This is a genomic window from Imperialibacter sp., assembly GCF_040222815.1.
GTDB lineage: Bacteria > Bacteroidota > Bacteroidia > Cytophagales > Cyclobacteriaceae > Imperialibacter.
On record NZ_JAVKCH010000026.1, the window covers coordinates 334,223 to 355,405 of the forward strand.

Consider the following 21,183-nt stretch of genomic DNA (forward strand, 5'->3'; position numbering starts at 1 on the left):
GGCCTCCCGAAGTAAAATGAAACGAATCGACGCACCTTGCTGGCATGTTTCCTTTAGGTAGATCTAAATTATCCCGACGCAATTAAAACATGGAGATCAAGAGCCGCAAATATAAATGGACAAGCCTCATTGTATCACCTTCCTTTGTAAAATATCTAGCCACGGATATTTCAAGGTTGTTTGCTCGGAAGCCCTTTCTATTGCCAAAACAAATCAGTTCTCGTCTTTCACAAGCAGCACCATGACAGCGGCAATAATAAACGAGACTCCCCCGATAATAAGTGCATAAATCGCCTCTCCTTCAAATACCCGTTTCACCAAAAAACCTAACAGGGAGGCGGCACATATTTGCGGGATAACGATGAAGAAGTTGAATATCCCCATGTAGACCCCCATTTTCCTGCCGGGTATAGCGCCTGCAAGAATAGCATAAGGCATCGCCAAAATACTAGCCCAAACCAAGCCAATACCCAAAAAAGGAATAACCAGTAACTCAGGAGATTTTATAAAAGAAATTGCAATAAAACTTACTCCCCCTATCACCAGGGAAATGGTGTGAGTGATTTTTCTGGAGGTTTTACTAGCCAGCCAGATAAGTCCAAAAGCGAGTAAGGCAGCCGCTCCGTTGTAGACCGAAAACAGCACTCCTACCCAGTCAGCTCCATCATTATATAGCTGAGAGGCAGCATCCTTTGTGCCGTAAACATGCGAAGTGATCGCCGCAGTACTGTAAATCCACATAGCGAAAAGAGCAAACCAGGAAAAGAACTGCACAACAGCCAGTTGTTTCATGGTAACCGGCATGTTGTTCAGGTCAGTAATGATGAAGGTCAAACCATTGCTCAGTCCTGATTTTGACATCCACCCCACTATGAGTTCTACAAGTCCAAAAACGATCAGTCCAATGGCGAGTATGTACACCTCTTTTTCGGCATTTACATACGCCAGGGCCAGTGTCAAACCAATTCCCATCGCTAACAAAACCAGCCCAACATTGAGGTAAGTTGATACTTTGGCTGTGTTTTCTTTTGACTGATCCGAACTGGCTATTGCATCATTTTCAAATTGAGCAAGTTCTTCCGGCGAATACTCCTTTGTCTTCAGCACAGTCCAAATGATAGCCATCAAAAATATGGCTCCGCCGATGTAGAAGGAGTATTTAACAGAAGGTGGGATAATGCCCTCGGGTGCTGTGTTGGGTATTCCAAACCAGTTAGTAAGCACATAGGGAAGTGCGGAAGCAACCACAGCGCCGGTACCTATAAAGAAGCTTTGTGTGGCGAAACCAGTGGTTCGTTGGCCAGGGGGAAGCATGTCGCCGACAAACGCACGAAAGGGCTCCATGGAAACATTGATGGATGCATCCATGATCCAGAGCATGCCAGCTGCCATCCACAGAGTGGGTGAGTTGGGCATGATTATGAGCGCCAGAGAAGCCATAATAGCGCCAGCCAGAAAATAAGGTCGTCTTCTACCTAGTCTGGTCCAGGTGTTGTCGCTCATGTGGCCAATAATGGGCTGTATGATCAAACCCGATACTGGCGCAGCGATCCAGAGAATGGGAATATTGTCAATTTCGGCACCAAGTGTTTCAAAGATTCTCGACACGTTGGCATTTTGCAAAGCGAATCCAAATTGGATGCCCAGGAACCCAAAACTCATGTTCCAAATCTGCCAAAAACTAAGACGGGGTTTTTCCATGTTGTTTAAGCAAGTAGGTAAAATCAAAAAATCCGAAATGCAAACATGTCGGATTCAGTCACAATGTTGTTGATCTCGAATTAAGCTGCACGAGGCAAACAAACGGGATAGTAATGCGCTTGTTTTAAATCCTACCTCATCGAAGATTTTCTGATGATCAGCTTCGTTTTCAACACTTCGGTGCGAGGCACAAACTCATCCTCATCTGCTTCACTTTGCTCAATAAAAAGCTGAGCGGCTTTCTGGCCCATTTCGAAACCGGGCTGAGATACTGTTGAGAGCGATGGTTGCATGAGAGACGAAATCTCCCAGTCACTGAAGCCAACGATAGCCACGTCTTTTGGAACAGAAACACCTTTGTCACGCAACGCTATCATTGCACCGATCCCCACCATGTCGTTGTTAGCAAATATGCCATCAAACGTCAACTTTTTATCGAAAAGAGTGGCTATTTGGCGACTACCTTCATCGAAGGTTGTTTGCTCACAATGAATAATAAGGTCTTCATTTATCGGCAGGTTGTTCTTTTTCAGGGCTGCCAGATATCCGTCTCTCCTGTTCTTTGTGATATCAAGGTTTTTTGGTCCTTCAAGGTGCACGATCGTTTTGCAGCCTATGCTGATCAAATGCTCGGTTGCCTGAAAAGCACCATCGTAATCATCAACAATCACACGACTGGTGTTCAACTCTTCACAAACCCGGTCAAAAAAAACGAGGGGAATCCCTCGATCAATAAGATTTCTGAAATGATCGTACGAAACAGTTTCCTTGCTCACTGAAGCAAGAATGCCATCAACCCTACTATTAACCAACGCATTGGTATCGGAAACCTCACGGAGGAACGACTCATTGGTTTGTGAAATAATTACGTTGTAGCCGGCCTTGTAAGCCACATCCTCGATACCACTAATAATGGTAGAAAAAAAGAAGTGGACTATCTCAGGGATGATAACACCAATAGTGTTGGTCTTACTCTTTCGTAAGCTAAGGGCTATCAAATTTGGCTGGTAATTCAGCTTTGCTGCCAACTCGCTAACGGCCTTTTTTGTCTCCTTGCTTATGTCCGGATGGTCTTTTAGCGCCCTGGATACTGTAGAGGGAGAAATGTTCAGCTCCCTTGCAATGTCTTTAATAGTTACCGGTGGGTTCTTCATTTATAATAAGGTTTATCCGCAAGGCGAAGAGCGAAATTAAAAGTAGGCATCAAATTCTACAAACTTGGCTAAGAAGTTATAAATTTTTCAACTAAAAACCGATTTAGGCTGTTTGCTTACTCTAAACTTGGCTCCCTCTTTGCTTATTTGTCTTTTAGGGATAATTTTGATTTTTCCCTCTGTAAATAACAAATTCAATAAAATATAATACTATGAAATTCAGACCAGGCGTAATATCAGGCGACGAAGTAAAGGAAGTGTTTGACTATGCAAACAAAAACGACTTCGCCCTTCCTGCGGTCAATGTGATCAACACAAACACGGTGAATGCAGTACTTGAAACTGCAAAGGCTGTTAATTCACCCGTTATCATACAGTTCTCCAACGGAGGCTCTTCTTTCTTCGCCGGAAAGAGCCTAAGCAACGACAACCAGTTCGCCGCTATTGCCGGTGGCATTTCAGGTGCCCAGCATGTGCATTTGATGGCAGAAAAATATGGCGTTACAACAATTCTTCACACCGACCACTGCGCTAAAAAACTTTTGCCATGGGTTGACGGACTGCTCGACGCTGGTGAGAAATTTTACGAAACGCACAAAAAGCCTTTGTATAGCAGCCATATGCTCGACCTATCAGAAGAGTCGATTGAAGAGAACATGGAAATAAGCACCAAGTACTTCAAGAGAATGGCTGCAATGGGCATGACACTTGAAATCGAATTGGGTGTGACTGGCGGAGAAGAGGATGGTGTCGACAACTCCGACGTTGACAGCTCAAAGCTTTACACGCAGCCCGAGGAAGTGGATTTCGCCTACACACAGCTAAAAGCTATTTCCGACAACTTCACAGTAGCTGCTGCCTTCGGCAACGTTCACGGCGTATATAAGCCTGGCAACGTAAAGCTGATGCCTGTGATTCTTAAAAACTCGCAGGAGTTTATCATCAAAAAGCATGGAACCGGGCCATTGCCAGTCAATTTCGTATTCCACGGTGGATCCGGATCTAGCAGAGCTGAAATTCGTGAAGCTATTTCTTACGGAGCCATCAAAATGAACATCGATACCGACATGCAGTGGGCGTATTGGGACGGTGTGAAAGACTACTATAAGAAAAACGAAGGCTACCTGCAATCGCAGATTGGTAATCCTGAAGGCTCCGACAAGCCGAACAAAAAGTTCTACGACCCAAGAGCCTGGCTCAGAGAAGGTGAAAAAACTTTTGTGGCTCGCCTGAAGCAATCGTTCGAAGACTTGAATTGCATCAATCGTAACGCTTAGTTGCCTTGGTGACTTTCAGGTTATTGGAAGTAGTTAAACTGACGGCAACTGTCGTTGTCTCGTGTTTTCTTATCCAATGCTCAACCCCTGAAAGTCACCAATCTTCTTCCACCCTAGACTCCTCTTTTATGGCTGGTAAATCAGATAAAATAATCGTTTACCAAATAATGACACGGCTTTTTGGTAACAAGGCCAATACCAACAAGCGGTATGGCACCATTGAGGAAAACGGAGTTGGCAAGATGGCCGACATCAATGCCAAAGCGCTCAAAGAACTAAAGAAATTTGGCGCTACACATATTTGGTATACTGGTGTGCTGGAGCATGCCACCATGTCGGACTACACTTCGATAGGCATTGCGCTTGACGATGTGGATGTAGTTAAGGGCAGAGCAGGCTCGCCTTACGCCATCAAAGACTACTACGACATCAGTCCAGACCTTGCCGTAAACCCAAAAAACAGAAAGAAGGAGTTCGTTGCGCTTGTCGACAGAACGCACAAAGAGGGTCTGAAAGTGCTCATCGACTTTGTGCCGAACCATGTAGCCAGAGGATATTCCTCCGACGCCGCTCCTGAAGGTGTAAAGGGATTTGGTACTGACGATGATGTGTCGGTAGCATTTAAAGCATCTAACAATTTCTACTACATTCCAGGCCAGCCATTTCAGATTCCGGCGGGGTACGATCCCTTGCCTGGCCATGAGCACCCTACCAAAGACCAATTCTACATGGAGTCGCCCGCAAAAGCCACGGGGAATGACGTTTTCTCCCCTACTCCATCCATCAACGACTGGTTTGAAACCATAAAACTTAACTATGGGGTTGACTACGTCAATTTCAGAGAAAGACATTTCGATCCTATTCCAGATACCTGGAACAAAATGCTGGAGGTTCTGACCTACTGGACTGAACAAGGGGTAGATGGCTTCCGGTGCGACATGGCAGAGATGGTGCCGGTGGAATTTTGGGAATGGGTCATTCCGAAAGTGCAGGCCATCAATCCTGACATCATTTTCATTGCGGAAATTTACAACCCCAACGAATATAGAAACTACATCGAAAAGGGGCATTTTGACTATCTGTACGACAAGGTAGAGCTTTACGATACGCTGCGGCATATCATTGAAGGCAAGGCCAACACAGACCACATTACCACTGTGTGGCAAAGACAGGAGGGTATTGCCCAACACATGCTGCGCTTTCTTGAAAACCACGACGAGCAAAGAATCGCCTCTCCTTTTTTTGCTGGCAACGCAAAATACGCTATACCGGCCATGGTACTCACGGCCACCATGCACACGGGGCCAGTCATGGTTTACTTCGGTCAGGAAGTAGGCGAGCCAGCTACTGGCAGTGAAGGATTTTCGGGAGAAGATGGCCGAACAACCATTTTCGATTACTGGGGCGTACCCAATCACCAGGCATGGATGACTGGCGGAAAATTTGATGGCGGAAACCTGTCTGCTGAAGAAAAAGAACTACGAGAATTCTATCAGTTTATCCTCTCCTTTTCTTCAAAAGAACCAATCATTGCATCAGGCGGCTTCTACGACCTGCACTATTTCAACCGGAGTGCTGAATTTACAGGGCACAGCAATAATGTATTCACGTTTTTGCGCCACGACGAAAAGAGCGCCTTTCTGATAGCTGTTAACTTCAACAAGGAAGGAAACGAGCAAGTGCTTTTAAAAATACCTGCTGATGCGTTAACGGCTTTTAATATGCATCAGAAAAAATCGATCACCTTTACGAATTACCTCAACAAAGGTGAAGCATTGACTGTGCCGTCCGATGACCTAACATCGAAAGATTCGCCCAACGCATTGTCTTTTGAAATAGCTCCGAATTCCTTTAAAATTTATCGGCTAACTGGCAAAAATTAACTCCTATGACCAGACGAATAACTTTTATTTTTCTACTGGCGGGAATCTTCTCTTGCCAAACCCCAAAGAAGGAAGCGTCGGCACTTGAGGCTGTAAAAGCCCCCTTTCTCTGGGAAAACGCTACTGTCTATTTTCTGTTAACAGACAGGTTCAACAATGGCGACACAACCAACGATGTCAATTTTGGCAGAACCGGTGAAACGGCTCCCCTCCGGGGATTCATGGGTGGCGACATCAAAGGTATCAATGCAAAAATATCAGACAACTACTTCACTGACCTTGGGGTAACTGCACTTTGGTTTACACCTGTTGTCGAGCAAATACACGGATCAGTTGACGAAGGCTTTGGCAACAACTACGGCTTCCATGGCTATTGGGCCAAAGACTGGACGACGCTCGATCCCAATTTCGGCACGAAAGAAGATTTGGCAGCATTGGTCAAGGCTGCCCATGCTAAAGGAATCAGGGTGGTGCTGGACGTGGTGCTGAACCACACCGGCCCGGTTACTGAAGCAGACCCAGCCTGGGTGGACTGGGTAAGAACCGAACCACAATGTGTTTATCAGGACTATGAAACAACCGTGTCGTGCACGCTAGTGAAAAATCTGCCGGATTTACTAAGCGGAAGCGATGAGAAAGTGGAGCTTCCAGGCCATTTGGTAGAGAAATGGAAAGCTGAAGGGCGTTACGAACAAGAATTAGCCGAGCTCAATGAATTCTTCGAACGAACTGGCTATCCCAGGGCACCTCGATATTACATCATTAAGTGGTTGACCGACTACGTACGGGAATTTGGCGTCGACGGCTTCAGGGTAGACACAGCCAAACACGTAGAAGAATCTGTTTGGAGCGAGTTGTACAAAGAAGTGCTAATCGCTTTTAGTGACTGGAAGCACTCCCACCCTGATGAGGTGCTCGACGACAATGAGTTTTACATGGTGGGCGAAGTATACAACTACGGCGTCAGTGGTGGTCGTTGGTACGATTTCGGTGACAGAAAAGTCGACTATTTCGACCAGGGGTTCCACGGCCTGATCAATTTCGAATTTAAGTACGATGCCCAAAAAGACTACGAATCGATCTTCAAAAAGTACGATACGTTGCTCCACACGAGCCTCATTGGCAATGGTACGCTGAACTATTTAAGCTCACACGACGACGGCCAGCCATTCGATGCCACCAGGGAAAGAGCCATAGAAGCGGGAACCAAACTCTTACTCACCCCTGGTGCTGCTCAAATTTATTATGGCGACGAATCGGGGCGCCTTCTACAGTACGAGGGGGCCTCAGGCGATGCTGTGCTTAGGTCTTTTATGAACTGGGAACAAATCTCTGACAATGCGAGTATTGGCGACCAGAGTGTGCAAAGCATTCTAGACCATTGGCGGAAACTCGGCACTTTCAAGAGAGATCACGTGGCGGTTGGCGTGGGTAGGCATGAGCAAATCAGTGAAATGCCTTATGTTTTTTCACGCATTTACAAAGACGGTGTATTAGAAGACCGGGTTGTAATTGCACTTGATGCGCAGCAGGGTGAAAAACTAATCCCGGTTGGTGGAGTTTTTCCCGACGGAACCCAATTAAAAGACTACTATAGTGGCCAAACAGGTGAGGTAAAAAATGGAGAGGTTGCCATTAAGTCTGACTACAATATTGTTTTATTAGGTCCAATAGGCACTTAGTGCTTCCATTTGGCTTGATAGAGATGCCTGCAATTTTCGCCCAAAGGTTGACGGCCAACGCCATTCAAACATTAATTCCCGGGAAATTTTGCTCAGTTCTGTTTACTTGCAAGACTATTTGACTGAATCGACCCTCAGTTAGATTAATACTTACTACTTATGAGAATATCGAGATACTTTACGCTAGCCTTTCTAACTGCCTTCTTCTTAACCTCCTGCTCCGATCATTCAACTGAAGAAAGTGCATCAGTTGAGGTTCCCGACGCCCTTCCAATGAAGCTTGTTGCTCTATCGGACTTGTCTGGGTTCACTGACATAGGCAAAGACTGGGCTATCGCAGGCGAGGTGCTGGCCGTTCCAAATGGCTTCGAAGCGAAAGCAGGAAGCGGAAACCTGGTAAAAAGCGGCAACGACTCGGGCCAAATCTCCAGCGGAATTAAACACACTGATTTGGAACTGGAATTTAGCTTTGTTCTGTCAGATGGGGCAGATTTAAAAATAGTTTTACTGGAGCAATACCCACTCATCGTGGCGGAGTTTGCTAACGGACAACAAACCGAAAAGTCTGGCGGAGGCATTCCAGTACGAATTGACAGTACTCAGCGTACAGCTGTCAATGCCTTGAAAATGCCTGGTCTGTGGCAAACCGTGAGGATATCCTTCAAAGCACCTCGGTTTGGCAGCGACGGGCAGAAAACTAAAAACGCCGTTTTCTCCGAAGTGTATTTAAACGGATTTCTCATTCAATCCGGCGTAGAGGTGAAGGAGGCAATATTCTCGCCTGACAACGAAGAATCGACTTCTGGCTCATTTATCTTCACTGCGGCAAACAACTCGGTCGCTCTGAAGGACATTAAGTACAAGTCTTTTGGTCTTGAAAAGCTTATATTAAGTGACCTTGAATACTCACTTTATCAAGGCATTTGGGACAAGCTCCCCGACTTTACCACAATGACCCCGGCTAAAACCGGCAAAGTAGATGAGCTATCTATTGTCGGTCTGGCTGACGGTAACGACCACTATGGCGTGATTTTCAAAGGCAATCTCTCGGTGCCAAACTCTGGCGACTACCTTTTTGAAACTTTGATAGATGATGGTGGGGACTTAATCATTGACGGGAAAGTTGTTGTACACAACGACGGAGAGCCCGGTTTTGGTGCCGGCAAAGGGCTAATCACGCTGGAAAAAGGGACACACACCTTTCAAAGTTCGTATTATCAGGATGTGTGGAGCTCCATGCTAATGATATACTACGAGGGCCCGGAAATTTCCCGGCAATCGTTCGGAGTTAATCCTTATGGCGGTTCGGGACGAAAGCCGGAGCCAATGGTTGTTGAGTCTGAAACCGAGCCCAGGCTTGTGAGAAGTTTTCTTGAGTACAAAAACACCCGAAAAACTCATCCAATATCTGTAGTCACCAATGAAAAAATCAATTATTCGTATGACCTGCTCAACGGTTCTCTGGTCAAAGGTTGGAAAGGTGCCTATGCAGACGCCAGCGAAATGTGGCGAGGCCGTGGTGAACCCCAGCTTTTGAAACCGCTCAACTTTAGCATCGACTTTTCGGACCAGGTGCCGGTAGCCCGACTAGTGGCACCTGGCGACAAGTGGCCCTTAGAAGCCCAGGAAGGTTTTAAAGTGCTTGGATACGACATCAACGAAGGCGGCTACCCAGTGATTCGCTACGAAATGAACGAGCTCAAAATTGAGGATACAGCACGGCCCTCTGACGACCTGCAAGGTATTACAAGAGAGATCACCTTTGAAAATCCTGGCTCCAACGGACTCAATTGGTTCCAGATTGCTTCTGGAGAAAGTATCTACCAATTGTCAAATGGCTGGTACTGCGTAGACGGAAGCTATTACATTATTGTAGGTGAAAAAGCTGACATTAATGTAGTTAACAGGTTCGACAAGGAGCTCTTGGTTCAACTGCCCGGGACTTCAGACAAATCGACTCTCACCTATTCTATTGCATGGTAATTGAATTGTATCCAACATTATGAAATTTAAAAACACAACTTCGCATATACTTCTTGTACTGCTTATTGGATTGTCTGTTAGCGTACAAGCCCAAACCGATATCCAAAAAAAGGAGGCTGCACATTTTAGCATCTCAAAGGTTCCCATTCCCGCAGACATCGTGTTGGAAGTCGGTGGTCTGGCTTTTGATGGCAACGGGAAGCTAGGTGTTAGCACCAGAAGAGGTGACATATGGCTGATTGAAAACCCGTCCGGCAGCAATCCAATATTTAAAAAATATGCCACGGGATTGCATGAGCCTTTGGGGCTGGCTTTCAGAGACGGTATTTTCTACACAGCTCAAAGAGGCGAGTTAACCAGATTGTCTGACCTTAATAAAGACGGAAAGGCCGACAGATACGAAACTATTTACAGTTGGCCGCTTGCTGCCAATTACCATGAATACTCCTATGGCCCGCTGATCTTGCCAAATGGCGACATGATAGTAACGCTCAACCTTGGTTGGGTTGGTCGTGGTGCCAGTCTTTCAAAATGGCATGGATGGATGGTGAAAATTACTCCTGAAGGAAAAATGACCCCCATTGCGGTGGGCATGCGTTCACCGGCCGGCTTCAATGTCAACGCCGAAGGAGATATCTTCTACGCAGAAAACCAGGGCGACTGGGTGGGTTCTGGCAGAATGACCCACATAGAGTCCGGCGATTTTGTTGGGCACCCCGAAGGCCTCAAATGGTCTGGGGAAAAAGGCTCCCCTGTCAGCCTGAAAATGGAGGACATCGTAGATACACTTGGCTACACCCTGCATGAATATGCCCAAGTTGTTCCAGAGATGAAAGCTCCGAGCGTTTGGTTTCCTCACACGCTTATGGGCATTTCTACGTCGGACATCTTGCTGATCGACAACGACAACTTTGGGCCTTTCAAAAACCAGTTTCTTGTTGGCGACCAGGGGCATAGCAAAATCATGAGGGTATATCAGGAGAAAGTAAATGGCCAATATCAGGGCGTTTGCTTTCCTTTTAGAGAAGGGTTTTCGTCTGGAATTCTTCGCATGCAGTGGTCGCCCAAAAGAGATATTATTTATGTGGGTATGACGAGCAGGGGATGGTCTTCCACCGGGCAGGACAACTTCGGGCTGGAAAAACTACAGTACACCGGAAAACTTCCGTTCGAGATGAAGACAATTCGGGCATTGGAAGACGGTTTCAGCATTGAATTCACAGAGAAAGTGGATCTCGCCACAGCTTCCAACCCGTCTAATTACTCAGTTCAGGATTTTACGTATCTGTACCATCACAACTATGGCAGCCCTGTAACCGATCTTCAAAAAAGAAACATAACCAGTGTGGAAGTTAGCTCCGACCAGCTAAGAGTGAAGCTGGTGATTGATCAGATAAGAGACGGGTATATATATGAAGTGAAGCCCGCAGGTGTGAAAAACAGTAAAGGCGAAACCCTGCTTCACAATACCGGCTACTACACCATGAACAACGTGCCTGGCAGGGTAAGGGGAAGTGACGAATCGGCCGATCATTCTGCCCACACGGCGTCAACGGCTGGCACCGCCAACGTGACAAGCAGCAAACGGGTAGTTGAGATGCCTGCTTCCTGGACTAACGGGCCAGACCAGACCGTTGTGTTGGAGCCTGTTCCCGGCCTCAAGTTTGATCAATCTGAAATAACCGTAAAGGCCGGAAGTAAGATCAAAATGGAATTCAATAACCCGGACGACATGCTCCACAACGTGGTTATTGTGAAACCAGGTGCCGCCGACAAAATTGCTCAGCTGGCCATAGACCTTGGTCTGGAGGGACAAAACAAAGCCTATGTTCCAGACGCAGAAGAAGTTCTTTATCACACCAAACTGATAGGTCCGGGGGAAAAGGATGTTATTTACTTCGAAGCACCAACTGCCCCTGGCAGATACACCTACGTGTGTACCTTCCCAGGTCATGCTGCCAGCATGAGAGGTGTATTAATTGTTGAATAGAACACACTGGGTAACACTGGCCAGCCAACATCTCCACCTCCTTTATCCGCCTAAACTATTCGCCAGGTAGATGAAGGAGGTCGATCCAACCCTTCCAATCACCAGCACATAACCTGTGATAACCATCGGCAGCGTCATATGCAGACAATCGTACGCAAATCAATGGCGTACCTCATTTTGGATCAAGCAATATTTCTGGGGATTGTTTTTTTTTTGCAAGAGTATCTTGTCATTACATAAAGAAGCAAAAGGTCCAAGCCTATCCGACTGGAGAAGCCCGGCCGGGCGAGACGCATTGAACCAGTTTTGCTTCTTTAATGCTTATGGTTCGCCAAATGGTACAGCGTGATTTAAGCGTCTTGCTCCCCAGGTTTTCCGCTTGATCCCTCATTTTCAAATATCTGCCGCTGGCACTGTCCGAATTCCTCTCCATTGAGGGCCTGGAAAGCTGAAAAATTGAGCTTTTCCAAAAGAATCAAAACCACCTTTGAGAATTACTCAACAAAGTACAAGTTCTATTGCCAATTATACTTTTCCAAGATTTGCCAGCGTATTTACGAAAACGTTTTCGCAAACGATTACATTATTATAATGACAACAAAAACGTTTTTGTTTGAATCTTTTTAGCCTTATATTTTAGCTAAATTGATTTTTTTTAAGAAAATTGTAAGGATTTTCACCCGTCTAAAAAGGACTATCGCAACATTTGCTCTTCATGTTTTTACATGTGCGGCTATATTTCGGCAGTCCCGAAACGGACGAGTAGATCACTTTAAACAAGTTTTACCAAACAACTATTAAACTACATTTTTATGAGACAACGACTACTGAAGTACGTTTTCCCTGTAGTTTGTCTTGTAGCGCTGACTTTTGGTCAGGCGCTGGCACAAGACAGGCAAGTCAGTGGAAAGGTAACAGATGCGGAATCCGGAGAGGGTTTGCCGGGTGTTAACATTTTGGAGGCTGGAACCTCCAATGGTACAGTCACAGACATTAATGGAAATTACACCATTAGTGTAGGTGCAAATGCTTCTATTTCTTTTTCTTTTGTTGGCTACACCCCCCAGGTTATTGCCGTGGGTTCCAGAGCAGTAATTGATGCTGCCCTTGAACTTGACGTTCAGTCACTTAGTGAAGTGGTAGTGGTGGGCTACGGTACTCAGGACAAAAAAGAGATCACCAGTTCAGTTACCAGTGTAAAAGCCGAAGACTTTAACAAGGGAACAGTAAACAGCCCCGCTCAGCTTCTACAGGGTAAAGTAGCTGGTTTGAACGTGGTAAGACCTGGTGGTGACCCCAACGGAGGCTTTAAAATCCGTCTTAGAGGTGTGTCCACAGTGGGTGCCAATGCGGAACCACTTGTTGTTATCGACGGTGTAATTGGCGGTTCGCTGAACACAGTGGACCCTAACGACATTGCCTCTATCGATGTATTGAAAGACGGGTCTGCTGCAGCAATCTACGGAACAAGGGGTTCCAGTGGCGTGATTCTTATTACTACTAAAACTGGTAAGGCTGGCAAAGTGTCAGTTGAGTACAACGGATCCATTGCCATGGAAAACGTTGCCAGAACAATCCCAGTAATGGATGCTGCTGAATACAAGAAACTTCCTGGCGCCATCGACCTTGGCTCGGACACTGATTGGCTCGATATCCTTACAAGAACAGCCTATTCTCAAGTGCACAACTTGTCACTTGGCGGAGGAACAAGCAGCACTACCTACCGTGCGTCGTTGAACGTGCGTGATGCAGAAGGTGTTGGTATCAACTCCGGTTTCCAGCAACTCAACGGTAGATTGAACCTTACTCAAAAGGCACTGAATGACAAGGCAGTTTTCACGGTGAACATTTCCTCCACTTCCAAGGATGCAACCTACGGAGACGCCAACTCATTCCGTTATGGTATTATCACCAACCCAACAATGCCTATCTACGACAATACAACAACCAGCCCAACCGCTGGTGGTAACTTTGCCGGGTATGCTGAAAGAGACATTTTCGATTGGTACAACCCATTGTCTATTGCTGAGCAGAATATTCACGATGGCAAAGACACTCGCCTGTTGACAAGCATCCGTGGTGAATACAATTTCACAAGCAACTTTAGAACGGCCGTGTTCTACTCCCGCCAGTGGGAAAGTGATTGGAGAGGTAATTATTCTCCTAAAACTGCCAAGTTTGGTGGTGGATTTGGTAGATCTGGTCTGGCTGATATCTCACGCAACGATAGGTTCAACGAACTTTTTGAAACAACAGTTAACTACGATATCACTGCTGGTGATGCCAACATTGCCCTATTGGGTGGTTATTCTTATCAGGACTTCCAGAACGAAGGTAACTTCATGCAGGGTGGCAACTTCCTGACTGATGCTTTTACCTATAACAATATGGGAGCGGCGCTTGATTTTGCCAATGGACTTGGTAGCATTTCAAGCTACAAGAACTCCAACAAGCTGGTGGCGTTTTTTGGCAGGGCCAATATGAACTATCAGGGTACCTACTTCCTTTCTGCCAGTGCTCGTTATGAAGGCTCTACCAGGTTCGGTGCTAACAACAAGTGGGGCTTGTTCCCAGCCGTGAGCGGTGGTGTTACATTGTCGAACCTGTTCGATCTTCCTGGTGTTAACAGCTTGAAATTCAGAGCCAGCTGGGGTATCACAGGTAACCAGCCTGGGTCATCCTATGCGTCGCTTCAGAGATTCGGGCGTCAGGGCAACTTCTTTATCGACGGTGCATACGTACCTTCTTACGGCCCAGTTTCCAACGCCAACCCTGATCTGGCCTGGGAAACTAAAAATGAAATCGACTTCGGTTTAGATTTTGCTGCCCTTGATAGCAGATTGACCGGTACATTGGACTTCTACAAGAGAAATACAAAAGACCTGATCTTGCAGGTAACAGTGCCTGTTCCGCCGAATTTGTTTGGTAGCACGCTTGTAAACATTGGTGAATTGGAGAACATCGGCTTCGAAGCAGCATTCAACTATGCGGCGGTAAACACCTCAGATTTTAGCTGGACACCTGGCATCAACTTTTCTACCTTCAGCACTACGGTGGTTAGTTTGACTTCCGGAGACTTGAGCTTTGGTAGTGGTGGCGTTCTTTACAGAGCGAATATGGGTTCTCCAGGACAGAATGCTACTAACCTTGTTCGAGTAAAAGAAGGTGAGAAGCTAGGTCAACTTTGGGGCCCTGTTCAAGTGGGTATTCTTGACAATGGAACACCAGAATTCAAAGACATCGACGGCGACGGGACATTTTGTGATTGCGACGACGACAGAACTGTTGTTGGTAATGGCCTGCCAGATTTCACTTTCGGATTCAACAACTCGTTCACCTACAAAAACTTTGATATAAACTTATTCTTCAGAGGTGCTGTGGGCCATGAGCTTTACAATTCCTACAGAGGTTTTTATGAGAACACTCAGGGTACTACAACAGACAACTACAATGTGGTGAACACCAAGTACTTTGATCCAGAAATCAAAGATGCCAAAGTGAACAGCAGCCATGTGGAGAAAGCGGATTTTATCAAGCTGGACAACGCTACGGTTGGTTACAGGGTTAACCTGGCCCCTGGAAGTGCTTTTAGCAACTTCAGGGTTTACTTATCAGCACAAAACCCATTTGTTGTGACGGGTTATACAGGCATTGATCCTGAAGTAAGGTTTGCTGACTCGTTTGACGACTCGAACGACAACAACGATGATCCTTTGGCTCCCGGTGTTGAAAGAAGGGTAACATACTTCACCACTCGTGTATTTACTTTCGGCATCAATCTTGGATTCTAAACTTTAAAGAATTAAAAAATGAAAAAATCATTCTTAAGACGTATTCTTTTAGTTGGGCTGGGATTGACAGTTTTTAGTCAGTCTTGTACCGACCTGGAAGAAGAGTTATATAGCGATATTACTGCCGACAACTTCTTCAAAAATGAAGAAGAGTTCATAGCAGCACTTGGACAGGCTTATGCAGCCTTCGGCGGACTGGGCAACCACTTCAACCTTTGGTCAATCAATGAGATTTCATCTGATGAAATTGCAATCAGCCAAAAAGGTGGTGACTGGTACGATGGCGGTGTACTCATTCAGCTTCATGAGCACAACTTCCCTGCCAACAACGGACTGTTCAACAGTGCGTGGAGTATGATTTATGGTGGTATTAACACTACCAACCGTTTGATCTACTCATTTGAGCAACTGGGAACACCTCAAGCCGACGCATTTATTGCGGAATTGAGAGCTGTGAGAGCGCTTTGGTATTATTGGGGAATGGATGCCTTTGGTAACATTCCTTTGGTGACAGACTTTACTGACACCGAGCCCCCAGCAAATGCAACAAGACAGGAAGTATACAACTTCATTGAATCAGAACTTGATGCAGTAATTGGCCTGCTCCCGACTGAGAAAACAGCTGCAACTTATGGAAGGATGACCAAATGGGCTGCCCTTGCTATTAAAACAAAGATGTACCTGAATGCAGAAGTGTACACTGGAACAGCCCAATGGGCCAAAGCAGCTGATGCGGCGGAGCAGATCATCAATAGCGGTCTTTATTCACTGGAGCCAGTTTATTCAGATAACTTCGCCATCAGTAATCAGAATTCCGGAGAGAACATCTATGTGTATCCTTATGACAAGGTGTTTGCGGGTGGATTTAACTGGGTAATGATGACCCTTCACCTTGCCAGCCAAACTACTTTCAGCTTGACTCAACAGCCATGGAATGGTTACCAGACCGTAGAGGAGTTTTACAACTCTTATATCGATCCTGTGAAAAACCCTGGCCCACAAGGTGACGTTTGGGCTGGCTTAGCGCTTGAACCTTCTGAAGGAACACAGGACGAGCGTCTGTCTAACTTTATTGTTGGCCCACAGTATAATCCTGACGGCACAATAACACAAGATCCAGGTGTGGATGCAGCTGACCCTAATGGCCCAGACCTTACTTTCACCCCTGCTTTAAATGAGTTGTTCCCTAACGGATGGAGACAAGGTGGTGCCAGAATTGGTAAGTATGAGATTGAGCGTGGTGGCACCAACAACATGAGCAATGACTTCGTTATTTTCAGGTTAGGAGACATTATTCTTTCTTTGGCAGAAGCCAAGTTCAGGATGGGAAATACAGGCGAGGCATTGGTTTTGGTCAACCAAATCCGTGAAAGAGCTGGTGTAGATCCTTTTGCTACTTTAACCAGCGACATGTTGTTTGACGAAAGAGGAAGAGAAATGTATGTGGAGATGACTCGTCGTCAGGATCAGATCCGCTTCGGTAAATGGCATGATGCGTGGTGGGCAAAAGCAGCTGATCCTGCGGACACTCATGAAATCATCTTCCCAATTCCTCAGCCACAAATCGATTCGAACGACAAATTGGTTCAGAATCCAGGATATAATTAATTCAACTGGGTCGGTTTCCATAATTGGAAATCATCCAAAAATATGGACTCCTGAGCAAGTAGCTCAGGAGTCCTGTTTTTTAGCATTCCTTTCACCAATCAATGTATGGCAATACCCAATTGCTTAATTTGTAGCTTATTTCAGACAGAGGGGAAGTGAAATCAATTCGGTCGACATTTGTTTATCTTATTTTGATTGCGGCATTGTTAAATGCCTGCAACCAGGTAGCTGAATCGCCAAATCAGGCTACTCCCCTATTTTCGCTTCTTGATGCCAGTTCCACAGGCATCGAATTTAACAATGAACTGACGTACACGGAAGAACTCAACCCCTATACCTTTAGAAATTTCTTTAACGGTGGCGGCGTAGGCCTGGGCGATGTCAACAATGACGGGCTCATCGACGTGTTTTTCGCAGGCAATCTGGTGGATAATAAGCTCTACCTGAACAAAGGAAATTTTACGTTTGAAGATATTTCGGACAAAGCAGGTATCGCAAGCTCGGAAGTATGGACTACTGGTGTAAGCCTGGTCGATATCAACGGAGACGGCTGGCTGGATATTTACCTTTGCAAGTCCGGGCCATCGGGAGGTCCCAATCGAAGCAATGAGCTGCTGATCAACGACGGCGATACCGTAAACGGTCCGCATTTTACCAACCAGGCTGCGGCCTATGGGATAGCGGATGTCGGACTCTCGGTGCATGCGGCATTTTTTGATTACGACAAAGATGGTGACCTCGATCTATACCTTCTCAATAACAGCATCCGCACCGTTGGTGGGTACGACCTTAGAAAAGGGCAGCGAAATATTCCTGACCTTGATGGCGGAAACAAACTCTACAGAAATGATGGCGGGAAATTCACCAATGTAAGCCAACAAGCAGGTATTTACACCAGTGCCATCGGCTTTGGGTTGGGCGTAACGATAGGCGACCTCAACAAAGACAGTTGGCCTGACATTTACGTATCGAACGACTTCTTTGAAAAAGACTATCTCTATATCAATAACCAGGATGGCACCTTTACCGAAGACCTGGAAAGCTACATCAGAGAGCTTAGTATGGGCTCAATGGGTGCCGATATGGCCGATATAAACAACGATGGCCTACCTGAAGTTTTTGTGACTGAAATGCTCCCTGAAGACGACGCCAGGCTCAAAACCACCACCCAGTTCGAAAAGTGGGATAAATATCAGGTAGGTGTCGAACAGGGCTACTACCACCAATTTAGCCGAAATGTTCTTCAGCTTAACAACGGAATCGGGCCAGATGGAAAGTTGAGCTTCTCCGAAGTTTCAAGGCTAACAGGCACACATGCCACCGACTGGAGCTGGGGCGCCCTGATTTTTGACATGGACAATGATGGCCTAAAAGACATCTTCGTTGCTAATGGCATTGGCAAAGACCTCCTCGACCAGGACTATGTCAACTTCATCGGAGACCCGGAGGTAGTAAGGAGTATCCTTCAACAGAAAAGCAATGTGATTAAGCAACTAATTGACTCTATTCCGTCCAACAAGGTGTCAAACTATGCTTTCAAAAACACAGGCAACCTGCATTTCGAAAACTTTGCCAGCCAGTGGGGATTAGCCCTCCCCTCCTTTTCCAATGGCTCTGCCTATGGTGACCTCGACAACGATGGAGATCTCGACCTCGTACTCAATAATGTGAACATGCCTGCCTTTGTGTATAGAAACAACACCAAAGAACAGCACCCGGAAAACCACAGCCTGACCGTCTCGCTGCGTGGCGAACAACAGAACTACTTTGCGGTAGGCTCAAAAGTGACGCTTTTTAGCCAAGGTCAGGTGTTCTATCAGGAGCTTTCGCCTATGCGGGGGTTCATGTCGTCAGTCGACTATCGTTTGCATTTCGGACTCGGCCCAATCGATATGATCGATTCGCTGGTGGTGGAATGGCCCAATGAAACAATATCTATTGCGAGAAACCTCTCCCCCGACAAAACGGTTGAATTCTTTCAGGCAGACGCCGTTAAAAAACCAAACCTGGCGACTAGCGGCCTGCATACAACTGTATTCACTATGGAAGCTTTACCTCCAGGAGTGGATTTCATGCATGTCGAAAGTTCGTTTGTCGATTTCGACAAGGAACGGCTGCTATTCAATATGCTTTCCAATGAAGGGCCCTGCACCTGTGTGGCCGACATCAATGGCGACGGGCAGGACGACTTCTACATCGGAGGTGCGAAAGGCCAAAGCGGCAGGTTATTCAGACAAGCCAAAGACGGTGAATTCCAGGAAACATCGAGTCTGGTTTTTGATGGCGACAAAGAAGCTGAGGATACCGGCTGTGCATTTTTCGATGCCAATGGAGACAATTTACCCGATTTGTATGTCACCAGCGGCAGCAACGAAGTACCCAACATCTCCCTTGCTTTGGTAGATCGCTTATACATCAACAAAGGAAAAGGCCAGTTCGTAAAGAGCCAGCAAATTCTGCCCACCAGCGCTAAATTGGAAAGCACATCGGTGGTTAGAGCGATGGACTATGACAATGACGGCGACAACGACCTTTTTGTAGGTGTGCGAATGACTCCCGGGTTTTATGGAGAACAAAAAAATGGGTACCTGCTCAACAACGACGGCCAGGGCATATTCCAGAATGTCACGATTGAATTTGCGCCCGACCTCACCAGCATTGGCATGATCACTGATGCGCTGTGGAGCGACTTGGACAACGACGGAGCCGTGGATTTAGTAGTCGTTGGAGATTGGATGCCCATAAGGGTATTTCTCAATAGAAATGGAAAATTCATTGAGGCCTCTGATAGGTCTGGCCTTGCTGGCTCCAGCGGCTGGTATCATGCAGTTGCTGCAGGTGATTTTAATGAAGACGGTCTGGTTGACTTTGTAGTGGGCAACCATGGCTTGAACTCAAGGTTCAAAGCAAGTCAGTTTGAGCCAATTTCGATGTATATCAATGACTTTGACAAAAACGGTTCTAAGGAGCAAATACTTACCCGCTATGACGGCGGTAAGGAGCTGCCATTAGTCATGAGAACAGACATGGTGATGCAAATACCCGTACTGAAAAAGAAATACCTGCGATTCAAAAACTACGTTGGCCAGGGCATGGATGAAGCATTTACTTCCGAGCAAATTTCAAATTCCATCATTCTGCAAGTCAATGACCTCTCCTCTCAGTTACTTCTCAACAAAGGCAATGGGCAGTTTAGCTCGCAACCGCTTCCGCTGGAGGCTCAATTCGCACCGGTGTACAGCCTGCTTGTTGAGGATTTTGATAATGACGGCCATTTGGATGTATTTTTGGGTGGCAATCAATACAGGGCAAAGCCTGAGACGGGGATTTATGACGCCAGCTATGGCTTGATGCTTAAAGGTGATGGAAAAGGAACCCTTACCTCATTGAAAGGTGCCGAGTCCGGCATACACACCAGGGGAGAAATCAGGTCAGCGCAAAAAATTAAAGTGGGAAAACAAAAAATGATAGTAGTGGGGAAAAACAATGACGTCCCGGAGTTTTATAGTTATTAAGATGATGAAAATGAAATTTAGATCAATTGGAGTAATAGTAACCTGTGCATTTTTGAGTGCAACGTTGTTTTTTTCATGCGACTCTTCAGTTGGCAGCAAAACCAGGAAAGAAAACTATGACAGCCTTTTCCTGGGCTTCCATTTTGGCATGGATCGCAAAGAGTTCTTTCAGTATTGTTCTGAAATGAATCAGAAAAAGCTTTTTGCCCATGGCACAGGTGCTACAAGTGTGCAATACGAACTCAAAGATGAATTCAAAGCGCCTGTGATAATGAGGTTCTATCCTTCATTTCATGACGAAAAGATCTACGAGATGCCCGTCACCTTCACCTATGAGGCCTGGGCTCCATGGAATAAGCAGTATTGGTCGGATGTGCTGCTGGAGGAAATGTATGAACAGTTTAAGGTCTGGTACGGCGACGGTTTTCAGGTGGTTAACCACCCGAATCAAGGCAAGATTTATGCAAAAATAGACGGAAGACGAAGAATCAATTTGTTTATTCGAGATGATCAGTTTGTGCAGGCGGTGTTCTCTGATATGAAAGTCGTCACTGAATTAGAAAAACAGGAAGAGAATTAGTAGTCCCTTAAAAAGAAGG

General features: G+C 46.0%; 11 protein-coding genes. 9 read left to right on the forward strand and 2 right to left on the reverse strand.

Features of this window, described 5'->3' with window-relative positions; all coding sequences use genetic code 11:
• Positions 1 to 213: 213 nt before the first annotated feature.
• Entirely contained in the window at positions 214 to 1,701 is a 1,488-nt protein-coding gene (locus RIF36_RS15200) for an MFS transporter (RefSeq protein WP_350127207.1), read from the reverse strand.
• A gap of 131 nt (positions 1,702 to 1,832) precedes the next feature.
• A complete protein-coding gene (locus tag RIF36_RS15205) occupies positions 1,833 to 2,855 on the reverse strand; it encodes a LacI family DNA-binding transcriptional regulator (protein ID WP_152000133.1) in 1,023 nt (340 codons plus the stop codon).
• A gap of 212 nt (positions 2,856 to 3,067) precedes the next feature.
• Here RIF36_RS15205 and fbaA point away from each other — a divergent pair, with 212 nt between their 5' ends.
• The 9 genes from fbaA (at position 3,068) to RIF36_RS15250 (ending at position 21,164) form a co-directional block, all read left to right on the forward strand.
• Positions 3,068 to 4,132 (forward strand): class II fructose-bisphosphate aldolase, encoded by a 1,065-nt coding sequence (gene fbaA, locus RIF36_RS15210; protein WP_152000132.1) that lies wholly within the window; start codon positions 3,068 to 3,070, stop codon positions 4,130 to 4,132.
• Positions 4,133 to 4,260: 128 nt separating this feature from the next.
• Positions 4,261 to 6,015, forward strand: coding sequence for an alpha-amylase family protein (locus RIF36_RS15215; protein WP_350127204.1), 1,755 nt, complete (start codon positions 4,261 to 4,263; stop codon positions 6,013 to 6,015).
• Positions 6,016 to 6,020: 5 nt separating this feature from the next.
• Positions 6,021 to 7,697: an alpha-amylase family glycosyl hydrolase gene (locus tag RIF36_RS15220; RefSeq protein ID WP_350127201.1), complete on the forward strand. Its 1,677-nt coding sequence runs from the start codon at positions 6,021 to 6,023 to the stop codon at positions 7,695 to 7,697.
• 159 nt (positions 7,698 to 7,856) lie between these two features.
• Complete coding sequence (locus tag RIF36_RS15225) at positions 7,857 to 9,680, forward strand: 3-keto-alpha-glucoside-1,2-lyase-like domain-containing protein (protein ID WP_350127198.1); 1,824 nt, start codon at positions 7,857 to 7,859, stop codon at positions 9,678 to 9,680.
• Positions 9,681 to 9,699: 19 nt separating this feature from the next.
• Positions 9,700 to 11,670 carry a plastocyanin/azurin family copper-binding protein gene (locus tag RIF36_RS15230; protein WP_350127195.1) on the forward strand — a complete coding sequence of 657 codons (1,971 nt, stop codon included), beginning with the start codon at positions 9,700 to 9,702 and terminating at the stop codon, positions 11,668 to 11,670.
• Between the two features lie 812 nt (positions 11,671 to 12,482).
• Positions 12,483 to 15,461: a SusC/RagA family TonB-linked outer membrane protein gene (locus tag RIF36_RS15235; RefSeq protein WP_350127192.1), complete on the forward strand. Its 2,979-nt coding sequence runs from the start codon at positions 12,483 to 12,485 to the stop codon at positions 15,459 to 15,461.
• Between the two features lie 18 nt (positions 15,462 to 15,479).
• A complete protein-coding gene (locus RIF36_RS15240) occupies positions 15,480 to 17,069 on the forward strand; it encodes a RagB/SusD family nutrient uptake outer membrane protein (RefSeq protein ID WP_350069289.1) in 1,590 nt (529 codons plus the stop codon).
• A gap of 155 nt (positions 17,070 to 17,224) precedes the next feature.
• On the forward strand, positions 17,225 to 20,584 hold the full coding sequence (locus RIF36_RS15245) for a VCBS repeat-containing protein (RefSeq protein WP_350127189.1): 3,360 nt from the start codon (positions 17,225 to 17,227) through the stop codon (positions 20,582 to 20,584).
• 10 nt (positions 20,585 to 20,594) lie between these two features.
• The gene (locus tag RIF36_RS15250; RefSeq protein WP_152000124.1) at positions 20,595 to 21,164 is read left to right on the forward strand and encodes a hypothetical protein; all 570 of its coding nucleotides are present in this window, start codon (positions 20,595 to 20,597) and stop codon (positions 21,162 to 21,164) included.
• The last annotated feature ends 19 nt before the right edge of the window (positions 21,165 to 21,183 follow it).

Excerpts from the sequence above, each read along its gene's own strand:
- RIF36_RS15200 (WP_350127207.1), bottom strand. The coding sequence starts at position 1,701 with ATGGAAAAACCCCGTCTTAGTTTTTGGCAGATTTGGAACATGAGTTTT.
- RIF36_RS15205 (WP_152000133.1), bottom strand. The coding sequence starts at position 2,855 with ATGAAGAACCCACCGGTAACTATTAAAGACATTGCAAGGGAGCTGAAC.
- fbaA (WP_152000132.1), top strand. The coding sequence starts at position 3,068 with ATGAAATTCAGACCAGGCGTAATATCAGGCGACGAAGTAAAGGAAGTG.
- RIF36_RS15215 (WP_350127204.1), top strand. The coding sequence starts at position 4,261 with ATGGCTGGTAAATCAGATAAAATAATCGTTTACCAAATAATGACACGG.
- RIF36_RS15220 (WP_350127201.1), top strand. The coding sequence starts at position 6,021 with ATGACCAGACGAATAACTTTTATTTTTCTACTGGCGGGAATCTTCTCT.
- RIF36_RS15225 (WP_350127198.1), top strand. The coding sequence starts at position 7,857 with ATGAGAATATCGAGATACTTTACGCTAGCCTTTCTAACTGCCTTCTTC.
- RIF36_RS15230 (WP_350127195.1), top strand. The coding sequence starts at position 9,700 with ATGAAATTTAAAAACACAACTTCGCATATACTTCTTGTACTGCTTATT.
- RIF36_RS15235 (WP_350127192.1), top strand. The coding sequence starts at position 12,483 with ATGAGACAACGACTACTGAAGTACGTTTTCCCTGTAGTTTGTCTTGTA.
- RIF36_RS15240 (WP_350069289.1), top strand. The coding sequence starts at position 15,480 with ATGAAAAAATCATTCTTAAGACGTATTCTTTTAGTTGGGCTGGGATTG.
- RIF36_RS15250 (WP_152000124.1), top strand. The coding sequence starts at position 20,595 with ATGAAATTTAGATCAATTGGAGTAATAGTAACCTGTGCATTTTTGAGT.